The sequence below is a fragment of the Methylobacterium currus genome, from assembly GCF_003058325.1.
Lineage (GTDB): Bacteria > Pseudomonadota > Alphaproteobacteria > Rhizobiales > Beijerinckiaceae > Methylobacterium > Methylobacterium currus.
Window position 1 is genome coordinate 6,465,272 of the sequence record NZ_CP028843.1, and the last position, 12,628, is coordinate 6,477,899.

The window sequence follows — 12,628 nt, forward strand, 5'->3', positions numbered from 1 at the left end:
ATGCATACCTCCGCGGGAACAACGGCCCGAGAGCCGGCGGAGTTGCCGCGGGTCACGGCTCCTCCGCCCGCCGACCGCCCGCCTGGGCGTTGCCGTCGGCCTTCTGCGCCTCCGCCCCGATCGACTGGCGCCACTCGGCGAGAAAGCGGGCGCGCTTGGCCCGGTCCTGCACGGCGAGCAGCACCGGCCCGACGGTGATCGGCCGGAAGGCGCCGGCGGCGGACAGGCTCGACGGGCCGTCGATCCCGGGCGGCAGCGGGCCGGCGCGGTCGAAGAAGAAGGCTTCCTCGCGCGACACCCGCTGGCCGCGCTCGGACAGGAGATAGTCGACGAAGGCGAAGGCGTCGCCCACCGCGCGGGCGGTGACCGGCACCAGGGCCGCGCGGGCGAGGACCAGGGTATAATCCCGCGGCACCACCAGCCCGAGGCGGGCGCCCCGCCGCATCGCCCGGTAGACATAGGAGCCGAGCAGGTTGTAGCCGATGGCGATGCGCCCGGCCTCGAGATCGGCGATGAGGTCGCTGGTGCAGCAGCGCACCTGGAGGTTCGCCCGCCCGAACGCCTCGACGAGACGCCCGTAGGTAGCGGCCGCGCGGGCGTCGTAGGCGGCGAACAGGTAGCCGATCCCCGACAGGGTGATGTCGTAGGAGCCGATCCGCCCGGCATACGCCTCGGGCTTGCGCCGCAGCAGGTCGACCAGCTCGACCCGGCTGCGCGGCAGGTCCTCGCGGGGCACGAGGTCGGGCCGGTAGGCGATCACCGCCGGCTCGGTGGTGAAGCCGAACACCTCGTCGCGCCAGGCGGCCCAGTCGGGCTGGCGGCCGGTCTCGATCGAGCGGTGCGCCCGGGCGCAGCCGTCATTGGCGAGCTTGATCAGGTGATCGACCGAGGAGGAGATCACCACGTCCGCCTCACGGTCGCGCTCCGCCCGGCCCGCGGCGCAGGATGCCGCGACCTCGCCGAACAGGTCGGCGGTGATGTATTCGTGATAGACCACCGTCACGTCCGGATAGAGCAGCTGGTAGTCGCGGATCAGCGGCGCCATGGCGTCGAGGTCGGCGGCGGAGCGGATCGTGAGCGTCGTGCGCGCATGCTCGGTGGCGGGGAAGCGGGTCGCCTCCTCGGCGGCGACCGGACCCGCCAGCGTGAGGGCCATGAGCAGGGCAAGGCGGCGGCTCACGACCGCCCCTCCCCGTCCGGCAGGGACAGGATCACGCAGAACCCCTTCTCGGAGTGGCTCTCGAAGCGCAACTCGCCGCCATGTGCCGCCGCCACCTCCGCGGCGATCGACAGGCCGAGGCCGGACCCGACCGTGCCGCCGCTGGCGGCCTGGAACGGCTCGCGCACCCGCGCCCACTCGCTCGCCGGGATGCCCGGCCCGTCATCCTCCACCGCCAGCACCACCCGGCCGCGCTCGCGCCCGACCCGGACGGTGAGCCGGCTTCTGGCACCGTGCTTGAGGGCGTTGTGGATCAGGTTCGCCAGGGCCTCGCGCAGCGCGATGGCGTCGCCCGGAAGGGTCACGGCCTCGTCCGGCCCCTCGTAGCCGATATCGACGGCCCGGTCGCCGGCGCCCTGCACGGCATCGATCAGCGTGCGGCGGGCGAGCCCCGCCACGTCGACCGGATCGAAGGCCGCCGAGCGGGCACGGTGGATCACCATGGCGTGGTTGAGGAGCTGGTTGGTCAGGTGGCCGAGTTCCGCCATGCGCGCGCGGATGCGGGCGAGCTGGTCGCGCCGGCGGCCCTCGTCGGTCTCGTGCGACAGGAGGTCGAGCTGGGCGGCGAGCGCCGTCAGCGGCGTGCGGATCTGGTGCGCGGCATCCGCGATGAAGCGCTTCATCACCGCGACGTGGCCCGAGAGCCGGCCCATGAAATGGTCGATCGAGGCGACGAGCAGGTGGATCTCCTGCGGGGCGGCGAGACCCAGCGGCTGGAGGTCGTTGGGTCCGCGCGCCGCCAGCACGCCCTCGATGGCGCCGAGCGGCCGTAAGGCGCCCCGCACCGCCACCGCGACGGCGCCGAGCGCCAGCGCGCTCATCGCCAGCACCATCAGGCTCGCCTTCACGGTGAGCGCGCGGGTGAGCGTGCCGCGCGCCTCGCGTGTCTGGGCCACCACCACGGCGGCGAAGCCGGCCTGCGTCGCGTCCGGCACGTAGCGGCCTGCCACCACCGCCCGCACCGCCTGGCCGCGATGCTCCCCGTCGAGGAGGAGCGGCCCGGCGGCGAGGCGCGCGCGATCGACCGGGATTTCCAGGTCGGCATCGCCGGTGAGCAGGCGGTCGGCGGGATCGACCACCTTGTAGAAGATCCGGTCGCGCGGGCTCAACGCCAGCGTCTCGAAGGCCGAGAAGGGCGGATCGACCGAGATCGCGCGCCCGTCGCTGGCGATGGTCTCGGCGATCTGGAGCGCCGCGCCGACGAGGAGCCGGTCGTAGGCCTCGTCCGCCGCGAGCCGGGCCGAGGCCCAGGCGGCGAGAAGCAGCAGGCCCGCCCCGACGGCCAGGACCAGGGCCAGCACCGTGACGAGGCGGGCGAAGAGGGACGAGCTGCGGGAGATCATGAGTCCGGGCACACGACCTGATAGCCCAGCCCCCGCAGGGTGCGGATCTCGGCCCGGGCGCCGGCGGCGGCGAGCTTGCGGCGCAGGCGCGCCACGATCTGCTCGACGGCGTTCTCGCTCGATTCCTCCTCGAAGGCGAAGACCCGCTCCAACAAGTCGCCCTTGGCGAAGATGCGGCCCGGCCGCGCCGCCAGGATCTCGATCAGGGTCCATTCCCGACGCGTCAGCTCCAGGGCCTCGCCCGCCACGCTGGCGCTGCGCGCCTCCCGGTCGAGGCGCAGATTGCCGAGGGTGAGCGCGTTGTCGGCATGCCCGCTGTTGCGGCGGAGCAGCGCCCGCACCCGGGCCTCCAGCTCGCGGAAGTCGAACGGCTTCACAAGGTAGTCGTCGGCGCCGAGATCGAGCGCGCCGACCCGGTCGTCGACCTCCGAGCGGGCGGTGAGCACCAGGACCGGCACCGGGCCGCGGCGCGCCCGCAGGCGCTTGAGGATCGCGAAGCCGTCGAGCCCCGGCAGGTTCACGTCGAGGATGACGAGGTCGTAGGCCTGGACCTCCAGCAGGGCGTCCGCCGCCGCGCCGTCGGTCTCCCAGTCGACCGCGTGGCCGAGGCCGCGCAGGCGTACCGCGATGGCCTCGCCGACGTCCCGCGTGTCCTCGACGAGCAGGATGCGCACGAAAATTCCTCTTCGAGTTCCGGCCGGAACTATCTGTCAGGTTGGCAACAGGTTCGCAGGCTACCCCACGCTCCAACGCCCGGCCAAGCGGGCCTGACGACGGACGTAAGGGGAGGACTACCATGAACGCACGCCCGACTCTCATCCCTGAGCCGCTGCTTCAGGTCGAGGGCGTCACGCTCCAGTACAAGACCACCGATCACCTGGTCACCGCGACCTACCGGGTCGATTTCGAGGTGATGCCGGGTGACCGCTACATCCTGCTCGGGCCGTCGGGTTGCGGCAAGTCCACCCTGCTCAAGGCGATCGGCGGCTACATGACTCCGGTCGAGGGCGAGATCAGGCTCAAGGGCCGCAAGGTCACCGAGCCCGGCCCCGACCGCATGATGGTGTTCCAGGAATTCGACCAGCTCCTGCCCTGGAAGACGGTGAAGCAGAACGTCGCCTTCGCGCTCACCGCGTCGGGCCGCGCCACCGGGGCGGAAGCCGCGGACCGGGCGATGGCCTACATCGAGAAGGTGGGCCTGGCGAAATTCGCCGATTCCTTCCCGCATATGCTGTCGGGCGGCATGAAGCAGCGCGTGGCAATCGCCCGCGGCATGGCGATGGAGCCCGACATCCTGCTGATGGACGAGCCTTTCGCGGCCCTCGACGCGCTGACCCGCCGCAAGATGCAGGACGAGTTGCTGCGCCTGTGGGACGACACCCGGTTCACGGTCCTGTTCGTCACCCACTCGATCGAGGAGGCGATCAAGGTCGGCACCCGCATCCTGTTGCTCTCGCCGCATCCGGGCCAGGTCAAGGCGGAGCTCAACAGCCTGCCGGCCTCCGAGCTCGGCACCGCCGCGCAGGGCGCCCTCGAGACCCGCATCAACGACATGCTGTTCGCCTGACAACCAGAATTTCTGAGAGAATTTTCGGGAGACACGCCGTGACCGCCACCCTCGCCCCCCTCACCACACCGCTCAGCCCACGGCCCGAGATCGTCCGCGAGACCTCCGCCGCCGGCGCGATCAGCGTCGAGCAGCGCCTGTCCTTCGCCGAACTGGCCTATCGCCAGAGCTGGCTGCGCAAGGTGGTGGTGCTCGCCGTCCTGGCGGCGGTCTGGGAAGCCTATGGCCGCTGGCTCGACAACCCGCTGCTGTTCCCGACCTTCTCCGCCACGGTCGAGGCCTTCGCCACCGCGATCCTGAGCAGCGAGATCCCCACCAAGGCGCTGGTCTCGCTCCAGACGCTGGCCATCGGCTACGGCATCGGCATCGGGCTCGCCGCCTTGCTCACCACGCTCGCCATCGGCTCGCGGATCGGCACCGACCTGCTCGAGACGCTGACCGCGATGTTCAACCCGCTGCCGGCCATCGCGCTCTTGCCGCTGGCGCTCATCTGGTTCGGCCTCGGCCAGGGCAGCGTCGTCTTCGTCCTCGTCCACTCGGTGCTGTGGGCGATCGCGCTCAACACCCATGCGGGCTTCCGCTCGGTCTCGAACACGCTCAGGATGGTCGGCCTGAATTACGGCCTGCGCAACTTGAGCCTGGTGCGGGCGATCCTGATCCCGGCGGCCTTCCCCTCGATCCTCACCGGCCTCAAGGTCGGCTGGGCCTTCGCCTGGCGCACGCTGATCGCCGCGGAGCTGGTCTTCGGCGTCTCCTCGGGCTCGGGCGGCCTTGGCTGGTACATCTTCGAGAACCGCAACGCGCTCGAGACCACCAACGTCTTCGCCGGCCTGTTCACCGTCATCCTGATCGGCCTCTTCGTCGAGAACGTGATCTTCGCCAACATCGAGAAGAAGACGATCCGCCGCTGGGGCATGCAGCACTAAAACCCAAACAAGCCTCGTCCCCCCTGGACCCGCCGCCGTCCGGGGGGCAGAGAAGACCCGCAAGAACGCACCGCAAGAACGCATCGCAAGTACGCGCTGCAAGAACGACGACCCGGGAGGAACCCCCCATGTTCGCACGCAAGCTCCTCGGCCTCGCCGCCGGCGCCGCCCTGGCGCTCTCGCTGAGCCTGATCCCGGCCCGGGCCGAGGTGTCCGAGGTTCGCATCTCCAAGGGCTACGGCGTCCTCTACCTGCCGCTCTTCGTGATGCAGGAGAAGAAGTTCCTGGAGGCCCAGGCCGCCAAGGCGGGCCTCGGCGACGTCAAGGTGACCTGGCTGACGCTCGACGGCGGCAACGTCATCAACGACGCGATGATCGCCGGCTCCCTCGACATCGCCGGCACCGGCGCCCCGGGCTTCCTCGCCCTGTGGTCGAAGGGCCGCGGCAGCCCCAAGACCGAGGTGATCGGCGTCTCGGGCATGTCGGCGACCGCCCTCGACCTCAACGTCAACAAGCCCGAGCTCAAGTCGCTGGCCGATTTCACCCCGAAGGACAAGATCGCGATCCCGGGCATCAAGACCTCGCTCGCCGCGGTGGTGCTGCAGATGGCGGTGGCCAAGCAGTTCGGGCCCGAGAACTACACCAAGCTCGATGCGAGCACCGTCGGCCTTCCCCATCCGGAGGCGGTCGCGGCCCTGCTCTCGGGCAAGACCGAGATCGTCGCCCACTTCGCCTCGCCGCCCTTCACCGGGGTCGAGCGCGCCGACCCGAAGGTGCGCACGATCCTCAAGGCCTCGCAGATCTTCGGCAACATCACCCTCGACGTGGTGTTCGCGCTCAAGCGCTTCACCGAGGCCAACCCGAAGATGACCCAGGCCTTCCTGGCCGCCCTCGACGAGGCCTGCGACTTCATCGTCACCAACAAGGCCGAGACCGCCGAGATCTTCGCCCGCGCCTCGAAGGTGAAGGTGAGCCCGTCGGACGTCGCCCAGATCCTGGAGGATCCCGACAGCAAGTTCTCGGCGACGCCGCACGGCATCATGGAGTTCGTCACCTTCATGCACCGGGCCGGCATCATGAAGACCAAGCCCGCCGGCTGGCAGGAGCTGTTCATCCCGGCCCTGCGCGAGCGCGCCGGCAGCTGATCCGCCCGAGATTTCCGCGACACCCGACCCCACTGCGCCGGCAGCGCGGCGGGGTTTTTCCCACTGGTCAAACCTGGCCGGCCCTGATGCCGGCCATGCCGACTCAGCGTCTGACAGGCCATCATTCCCTGGATCCGCTCGGCGACGCCCGGGACCTGCGCGCCAGCATCGCGGCTTGGCGCCTTCTCCTGACCGTGCAGAGCCGCCGGCTCGACGCCGTCGAGCGCCGCCTCTCCCCTCCCCGCAGCCCGGCCGAACCCGGCGCCATGCGGCTGCGCGCCCTCAAGGCCGGAGGATCCCGAGGAATCGCGCACGACGGCACGTTCAACCCCAAAGTGCGGAACCGTCGCTCGTGCACGTCGGTGACCGGACCGTAACCTTGATCGACTCGTCGATGGACCACCCCTCGCCGCCCCGCGTTAAGCGGTTGACAGTGAGGGGAGCCAATAGCGTGGACACCTGCAGCGGGACGCCCGTCAGTCTGACCCTGGGTCGACGCAGGATCGAGGGTGTCCTGCGGGCCGTCGGTGAGTTCGTCGAGATGCCCGGCACCCCCGGATGCCCCGCGCGCCGGCTGCGAAACCTGATCCTCGATTTCGGCTCGGCCTGCGCCCCGGTCGAGGTGTGGCTGGCCGAGCCGGAGCCGCACGAGCCTCTCGCGCCCGCGCCTAGCCCTGCATCAAGGTCCTGAGCACTTCCAGGATGTCGTCGCCGCGGCAGGGACGGGCGACGAAGCGGGCATGGGCCGGCATCCGGTCGGGATCGGGCTTGCTGCGCCCGGACACGACGACGATCGGCAGGTCGGGCCGCATCTGCGCCGCGGTGCGGGCGAGGTCGAAGCCGTCCGTCTTGCCGGAGAGCTCGACATCCGTGATCAGCGCCACGATGTCCGTCCGTCCGGTGAGCAGGGTGAGCGCGCGCTCGGCGGAGGCCGATTGCAGCGCCTCGTAGCCGGCCGCGTCCAACACGTCGCTGAGATCCATGATCGTCAGCGCCTCGTCCTCCACCACCAGGATCACGGGCCGCTCGTGCTGGGTACCGTCCTTGGCCTTCACGGTGTCGTTTCCCACGTCGCCTGTCCTTGCCGGTCGGGCCCGTCCGGGACGCCGGCCCGGAGGCGGCGCGGTCGGACGAGCGGTCTCCTGTTGTCGGGCGGCCGATCCCGGCCGACCAGCGCCCACACGCCGGCCGTTGATCGAAACGACGGATACCCTGCACCGGTTGCAGCGGCGCCGTGTCCGCCCAACGAGGAATTCGCCGCTTCGTGGGGGCTCTCGCACGATCTCGCGCTTGCGTCGCAGCCCGCGCCCCGCTAGAGCACAGCACCTGACCGGCACGGGCGCCCCGCCGCCCCGCCGGTCTGGCCCGGAGAGGTGGCCGAGTGGTTGAAGGCGCACGCCTGGAACGCGTGTATACGGGCAACCGTATCGAGGGTTCGAATCCCTCTCTCTCCGCCAAGTCCGTTTAAGCTATTGCTGGACTTGGGTTTTTTCTCGCTTCCAACGGCTCGCACGATGACACTGTGTCACCGTGGCCGTATTGGGGGTGAGGTCCGCAGTGCGCCGTGCGGAGTACCTGCAATGCCGTCGCGGGCGCTGGTTCGTCCGCCTCAGAGTTCCGGTTCACCTCCAAACCTTGATCGGGCAAAGCCACTTCGTCCGTTCCCTCGACACAGATAGCGAAGCTGTTGCTCAGGAGAGGCGCAGGGTCGCGCTGGCGCTGCTCTGGGAGTGGATCGGCGCTCAAACCGTTTCGGACGGCTGGGAGCCCGCTTGGGCGGCTGCTCTTACCGGTTCACAACGGTGTGATCACGACGGAGCCGAAGGATGCCCCCGTGGTCCAGATGCACCTGCCGCCGATCGTTCAAACCTGAAACTGAGCCAGCCTCGCCCCACATCGGCACAGCGCCTTCAGCAGCACACCATCTTGAGCATGATGGAGAGATGGCTTCGTGAGATCGAGGGGGTCATGCACCTCGAAGCTTGTCGCCGAGGTGCGTTACGACCTCGGGCTCAATGACGTAATCCAGAGCGTCGATCGCTGTCCTAAGCTGAGAGGGGACAAGCCCTGAAGAGTACACCGCGAGGGCGAGCGTCGCTTTTGAATGGCCCATAAGCTCGGCGATTACGCTGGAGTTTACGGCCGGTGTGTGGGTGGACGCACGCTCAAGATAGGTGGCGAAGCATCGCCTAAAGCTGTGAAAATCGACTTCTTTACTCGAACCGAGCACCTTCTGTCGGAACGTGGCGAACCGCTTCACCACGATCCAGCTTCGCTTTCCGTCTGGTCCTGCCGGTGTCAGACCCGAGAAAATCCAGCCGTCAGATGATGTTGCCAACCGGTGCTGAACGATCGGCCAGCCAAGCCGATGCACCGGCACGATACGACGAGCGTTTTCGGTTTTGCCTTCCGGGATGCGGAGCGCCTGCTGCTCTGCAATTACGTCCTCATTGCGGAGTTGGCAAAGCTCGCTGATTCGGCAACCAGTCAGCGGTGCCAGACGCATGAGGTCGAAAAGCACTTCTCCGTAGCGCTGACCCATGACCGTCCGGGGATCGGTGCTGAGCAGCGTGACGAGTTCCCGAGCAGAGTATGACCGCTTACCGCTGTCGAGCCTTGCCCCACTGCCGAAATTACCTTGCCCGGCCCAGGGGTTGTCGCTGTAATTACCCAGGGGGTGTTGGATCGGTGTGCTTCCGTGGCGGCTTGGGCGTCGGCCCTCCCCCCCTTGCCGGACGGCGATTTGGCTGATTCCCTGTCGGGATGAGCCGCAGTGACCTCGAGCGCCTGAGCAAGGAGGAGCTGATCGAGTTGGTGCTGAAGCTGCACCGGCCCGAGAAGACGTCGCGCACCTCGTCCAAGCCGCCGGCGAGCGACCGCAAGGAGCGGCGCGAGAAGTCCCACCCCGGCGGGGCCAAGCCCGGGCATGAAGGGCACAAGCGGGCGCTGACACCCGATCCGGATCAGGTCGTGGAGCACCGGCCGGCCTCGTGCTCGGCCTGCGGCGCGCCATTGCCCATCGATCTTCCGGCCGAGGTCGTCAGCACGCACGAGCGGATCGACCTGCCGCTGGTTCGCCCGGTGGTCGATCAGCATCGGCGCCTGGGCGTGACCTGCCCGGCCTGCCGGACCCGGGTCGTCGCCCCGCGGCCAGCGGGGGCCGACGCGACGCCGTTCGGGCCACGTCTGCACGCGGTGGCGACCTATCTCAAGACCTTCCAGGCGCTGTCCTACGACCGGTTGCAGGCCGCCCTGTCGGACCTGTCGAGGCGGGCGACGACCTGATTGCCTTGCGGCTCACGTGGTGGCTCGACAAGGCCTTCGGGCTCGCTCGAGGGCTGACCGAGTTGGCCGCCTCGACCCTGGCGCGTAAGCGGCGCGAGTTGGAGCGGGACCTCGATGCCATCCTGAAGGCCCCGGCAACGGGCGATCTGGCCCTGGCGCTCCAGACCCGGATGCAGAGGGCGCGCGACCAACTCCTGACCTTCGTGGCCTTCCCGGGGCAGGTGGACGTGACCAACAACGCCTGCGAGCGCGACCTGCGGCCGGCGGTGATCCAGCGCAAGGTCACCAACGGCTATCGGGCAATGTGGGCGGCCAAGGGCGAAGCGGACGTGCGCACCGTCGTCGCCACCGCCGCGCTCAGGACTAAGGCCACCCCCTTCGCCACCCTGCTCGCCACCATCACAGCCTGATCACTCCCCCCAGCCAGCCCGGATAGGGTGGGCCGACGAACTGCGTGCCGAAAAACACCCCGTGGGTAATTACTTGTCGCTAGCGAAGCCTCGTTTCTGAAGCCATCGCCACATAGCTGAAAGAGAACTGAGCTTACGATTTATGGTCTTCTGCGCCGCTCCTGATTTTAGAAGCACGTCACTGACGAACTCACCGGCCTTACGACGATCAACCTTCGTCACAGTACAGCTTGATGGTTGGGATTTGGCGAACTCCCTGACGGCTACAGCGTGCTGCATCAGGGACTGCTTTGTTTGCACCCCCTCGATCTCACGAAGCCATCTCTCCATCATGCTCAAGATGGTATGCTGCTGAAGGCGCTGTGCCGATGTGGGGCGAGGCTGGCTCAGTTTCAGGTTTGAACGATCGGTGGCAGGTGCATCTGGACCACGGGGGCATCCTTCGGCTCCATCGTGATCACACCGTTGTGAACCGGTAAGAGCAGCCGCCCAAGCGGGCTCCCAGCCGTCCGAAACGGTTTGAGCGCCGATCCACTCCCAGAGCAGCGCCAGCGCGACCCTGCGCCTCTCCTGAGCAACAGCTTCGCTATCTGTGTCGAGGGAACGGACGAGGTGGCTTTGCCCGATCAAGGTTTGGAGGTGAACCGGAACTCTGAGGCGGACGAACCAGCGCCCGCGACGGCATTGCAGGTACTCCGCACGGCGCACTGCGGACCTCACCCCCAATACGGCCACGGTGACACAGTGTCATCGTGCGAGCCGTTGGAAGCGATAAAAAACCCAAGTCCAGCAATAGCTTAAATGGACTTGGCGGAGAGAGAGGGATGAGCCGACACTGGTCGTTTCCTCCACTCCATCAATGGTCTCGCTTCCGGCGAATGGGGGTGACACCGTGGGGGCTCCCGTCAAGCGGGGTTGCTCGCCCACAAGACCCCTGCGCCCTGCTGATGCCGGGTTGAGCCGTTGTCGGTGTCCCGTACGAATTTTTATGGACACCTTCCGGGTTCCTGCCGGATAAGTACCACGAGGCACGTTGGTGCCTCGGCCCCTGGCGGGGGATGACGTTCATCAGCAGGATTAAATAGACCGTCTGTGCATCCGCGGCACAGGCGTTCTCTGCTGACGTTCTAAATCCTTTCGACCCGTGAGGTGCCGCCACACCTCGCGGGTTATTTTTTTATCTATACTGGAACAGTCAGCGTTATGATCATCTACGAACTCAACACCCCGGCAGGGTCCGGGAAGACACGCGCCTGCGCGCGCTACGCCGACCGGCTCGCCCGTGGCGGGCAGAAGGTGCTCTTCGTCCAGCCGACCAAGCACCTCATCACCAAGACCGTTGCCGAAGAACTTCAGCCCCTCGCGCCGACCTACCCGGTGCGCGAGATCCACAGCGACACCTGCCTCAAGGCATCCGTGGTCGCCGAGGCCGTCACCCACTTCAAGAACGCCACCGCGGACCAGGGCGAGATCCTCTTCCTCACGCACGCCGGCTTCCTGCTGGTCCCCTACATCGAGCGCAAGCGCGAGTGGACCTTGATGTCAACGCCGATTGAAGTCTGACCCACTTTTGGCTTTGTCGCCGATCGTAACCTGACCCACCCCTCACGCAGGAACGGCTGGTTCCCGCACGGGCCGCGCCACCAGCCCGGCGCGCCGCTTGTCCTTCAGCCGGTAGCTCTCGCCCGTGATCGTCACCACGCTGGCGTGGTGCAGCACCCGGTCCAGCATCGCCGCCGTCAGCACCGCGTCGCCGGCAAACGCCTGGTCCCACGCCCCGAACGACAGGTTCGAGGTCAGGATCATCGCGCCCCGCTCGTAGCGCTTGGCCGCCACCTGGAAGAACAGGTTCGCCTGCTCGCGCGCAAACGGCAGGTAGCCGATCTCGTCGACGATCAGCAGCCGGTAGAGGTTCACCGCCCGGTGCATCGCCTCCTTCAGGCGCCCCTGGCGCTGTGCTGTCTCCAGCGTCAGGACCAGGTCCGCCGCACTGGTGAAGCGCACCTTCATCCCGCGCTGCGTCGCCAGGTAGCCGAGCGCGATCGCCAGATGCGTCTTGCCCACGCCGGACGGACCCAGGAACACCACGTTCTGCGCCCGCTCCACGAAGGCTAGGCTGGCCAGTTCCTGGATCTGCGCCCGCGGCGCCCCGGTGGCGAAGCCGAAGTCGTAGCCCTCCAGCGTCTTCACCGCCGGGAAGCCCGCCACCCGGGCGAACATCTCCCGCGCCCGGGTGCGCCGAGCCTCGCGCTCGGCCCGCAGCACCTCCTCCAGGAAGACGGCATAGGGCGTGTCGCGCTCGGATGCCGCCTGCGCGAGCGCGCCGTAGGCCGCGGGCACCGCCTGCAAGCGCAGCTCGGCGCAGAGTTCAGCCAGGCGGGCATGCTGCAGGTCGCTCATGCCGGTTCTCCCGTCATCAGGCCCGAGAGCCCGTCGTAGAGCGCCAGCGGGTGCTGCAGCCCGACCACCGGATGAGCGGGAGCCGGCACCGCCGGGGCCTGGATCTGGCGCACCGAGCGGCCGCCATAGGGCGGCGGCACCGGCTGCAACTGCGTCCGTTCCACTTCCAGGCGCTCGGCCGGCACCGCGCCGGTCGTGGCATGCACCTGTCAGCGGGCGTTGAATACTCCCTGATTGTGGGCATCGAAAATTCCCTGGTCGGTGCCCTGGCCCGTAGGGTCGCGACGCCCCGCGCCCTCTCGGGCTTTTCCATCCTCAGCCACCATGCCTGCC

General features: G+C 68.3%; 14 protein-coding genes, 1 tRNA gene and 1 pseudogene. 8 read left to right on the top strand and 8 right to left on the bottom strand.

Annotated elements, in window-relative coordinates:
• Positions 1–52 precede the first annotated feature (52 nt).
• Genes DA075_RS29690 through DA075_RS29700 form a run of 3 tightly spaced genes read right to left on the bottom strand, consistent with a single transcriptional unit; the run spans position 53 to position 3,236 of the window.
• Positions 53–1,180 (bottom strand): ABC transporter substrate-binding protein, encoded by a 1,128-nt coding sequence (locus tag DA075_RS29690; protein WP_244936440.1) that lies wholly within the window; start codon positions 1,178–1,180, stop codon positions 53–55.
• Positions 1,177–2,562, bottom strand: coding sequence for a sensor histidine kinase (locus DA075_RS29695; RefSeq protein WP_099956886.1), 1,386 nt, complete (start codon positions 2,560–2,562; stop codon positions 1,177–1,179). Before DA075_RS29695 ends, DA075_RS29690 begins: the two co-directional genes overlap by 4 nt.
• Positions 2,559–3,236 (bottom strand): response regulator transcription factor, encoded by a 678-nt coding sequence (locus DA075_RS29700; protein WP_099956247.1) that lies wholly within the window; start codon positions 3,234–3,236, stop codon positions 2,559–2,561. Before DA075_RS29700 ends, DA075_RS29695 begins: the two co-directional genes overlap by 4 nt.
• Positions 3,237–3,358: 122 nt before the next feature.
• Here DA075_RS29700 and DA075_RS29705 point away from each other — a divergent pair, with 122 nt between their 5' ends.
• The 4 genes from DA075_RS29705 to DA075_RS29720 all read left to right on the top strand — a co-directional run bounded on the left by DA075_RS29705 (position 3,359) and on the right by DA075_RS29720 (position 6,577).
• On the top strand, positions 3,359–4,129 hold the full coding sequence (locus tag DA075_RS29705; RefSeq protein WP_099956248.1) for an ABC transporter ATP-binding protein: 771 nt from the start codon (positions 3,359–3,361) through the stop codon (positions 4,127–4,129).
• 38 nt (positions 4,130–4,167) lie between these two features.
• The gene (locus DA075_RS29710; protein ID WP_099956249.1) at positions 4,168–5,055 is read left to right on the top strand and encodes an ABC transporter permease; all 888 of its coding nucleotides are present in this window, start codon (positions 4,168–4,170) and stop codon (positions 5,053–5,055) included.
• 128 nt (positions 5,056–5,183) lie between these two features.
• Complete coding sequence (locus DA075_RS29715; protein ID WP_099956250.1) at positions 5,184–6,200, top strand: ABC transporter substrate-binding protein; 1,017 nt, start codon at positions 5,184–5,186, stop codon at positions 6,198–6,200.
• A gap of 95 nt (positions 6,201–6,295) precedes the next feature.
• Entirely contained in the window at positions 6,296–6,577 is a 282-nt protein-coding gene (locus DA075_RS29720; RefSeq protein ID WP_174800132.1) for a hypothetical protein, read from the top strand.
• Between the two features lie 291 nt (positions 6,578–6,868).
• Here DA075_RS29720 and DA075_RS29730 read toward each other — a convergent pair whose 3' ends face one another.
• Positions 6,869–7,270 (bottom strand): response regulator, encoded by a 402-nt coding sequence (locus DA075_RS29730; RefSeq protein WP_232387061.1) that lies wholly within the window; start codon positions 7,268–7,270, stop codon positions 6,869–6,871.
• A 297-nt stretch (positions 7,271–7,567) separates the two neighbouring features.
• Between DA075_RS29730 and DA075_RS29735 the strand changes: the two genes are divergently transcribed.
• Positions 7,568–7,657, top strand: a tRNA-Ser gene (locus DA075_RS29735).
• Positions 7,658–7,757: 100 nt separating this feature from the next.
• Complete coding sequence (locus DA075_RS38670) at positions 7,758–8,219, top strand: DUF6538 domain-containing protein (RefSeq protein WP_420813092.1); 462 nt, start codon at positions 7,758–7,760, stop codon at positions 8,217–8,219.
• On the opposite strand, the gene DA075_RS29740 is transcribed toward DA075_RS38670, so the two are convergent.
• Entirely contained in the window at positions 8,167–8,742 is a 576-nt protein-coding gene (locus DA075_RS29740) for a tyrosine-type recombinase/integrase (RefSeq protein WP_099956251.1), read from the bottom strand. The genes DA075_RS38670 and DA075_RS29740 overlap by 53 nt on opposite strands.
• Before the next feature lie 221 nt (positions 8,743–8,963).
• Between DA075_RS29740 and DA075_RS29745 the strand changes: the two are divergent.
• Positions 8,964–9,895, top strand: a pseudogene (locus tag DA075_RS29745) (IS66 family transposase).
• A gap of 69 nt (positions 9,896–9,964) precedes the next feature.
• On the opposite strand, the gene DA075_RS38675 reads toward DA075_RS29745, so the two are convergent.
• Positions 9,965–10,630 carry a DUF6538 domain-containing protein gene (locus DA075_RS38675; protein WP_420813093.1) on the bottom strand — a complete coding sequence of 222 codons (666 nt, stop codon included), beginning with the start codon at positions 10,628–10,630 and terminating at the stop codon, positions 9,965–9,967.
• A 468-nt stretch (positions 10,631–11,098) separates the two neighbouring features.
• Between DA075_RS38675 and DA075_RS29750 the strand changes: the two genes are divergently transcribed.
• The gene (locus DA075_RS29750) at positions 11,099–11,458 is read left to right on the top strand and encodes a DEAD/DEAH box helicase family protein (protein ID WP_099956252.1); all 360 of its coding nucleotides are present in this window, start codon (positions 11,099–11,101) and stop codon (positions 11,456–11,458) included.
• A gap of 42 nt (positions 11,459–11,500) precedes the next feature.
• On the opposite strand, the gene istB is transcribed toward DA075_RS29750, so the two are convergent.
• Positions 11,501–12,295, bottom strand: a complete 795-nt coding sequence (gene istB, locus DA075_RS29755) for an IS21-like element helper ATPase IstB (RefSeq protein ID WP_099952834.1) — start codon at positions 12,293–12,295, stop codon at positions 11,501–11,503.
• Positions 12,292–12,501 (bottom strand): hypothetical protein, encoded by a 210-nt coding sequence (locus DA075_RS29760; protein WP_099956253.1) that lies wholly within the window; start codon positions 12,499–12,501, stop codon positions 12,292–12,294. Before DA075_RS29760 ends, istB begins: the two co-directional genes overlap by 4 nt.
• Positions 12,502–12,628: the final 127 nt, after the last annotated feature.

Coding starts and splice junctions, on each gene's coding strand:
- DA075_RS29740 (WP_099956251.1), bottom strand. CDS start 8,742: ATGGGTCAGCGCTACGGAGAAGTGCTTTTCGACCTCATGCGTCTGGCA.
- DA075_RS29750 (WP_099956252.1), top strand. CDS start 11,099: ATGATCATCTACGAACTCAACACCCCGGCAGGGTCCGGGAAGACACGC.
- DA075_RS29715 (WP_099956250.1), top strand. CDS start 5,184: ATGTTCGCACGCAAGCTCCTCGGCCTCGCCGCCGGCGCCGCCCTGGCG.
- DA075_RS29705 (WP_099956248.1), top strand. CDS start 3,359: ATGAACGCACGCCCGACTCTCATCCCTGAGCCGCTGCTTCAGGTCGAG.
- istB (WP_099952834.1), bottom strand. CDS start 12,295: ATGAGCGACCTGCAGCATGCCCGCCTGGCTGAACTCTGCGCCGAGCTG.
- DA075_RS29720 (WP_174800132.1), top strand. CDS start 6,296: ATGCCGACTCAGCGTCTGACAGGCCATCATTCCCTGGATCCGCTCGGC.
- DA075_RS29695 (WP_099956886.1), bottom strand. CDS start 2,562: ATGATCTCCCGCAGCTCGTCCCTCTTCGCCCGCCTCGTCACGGTGCTG.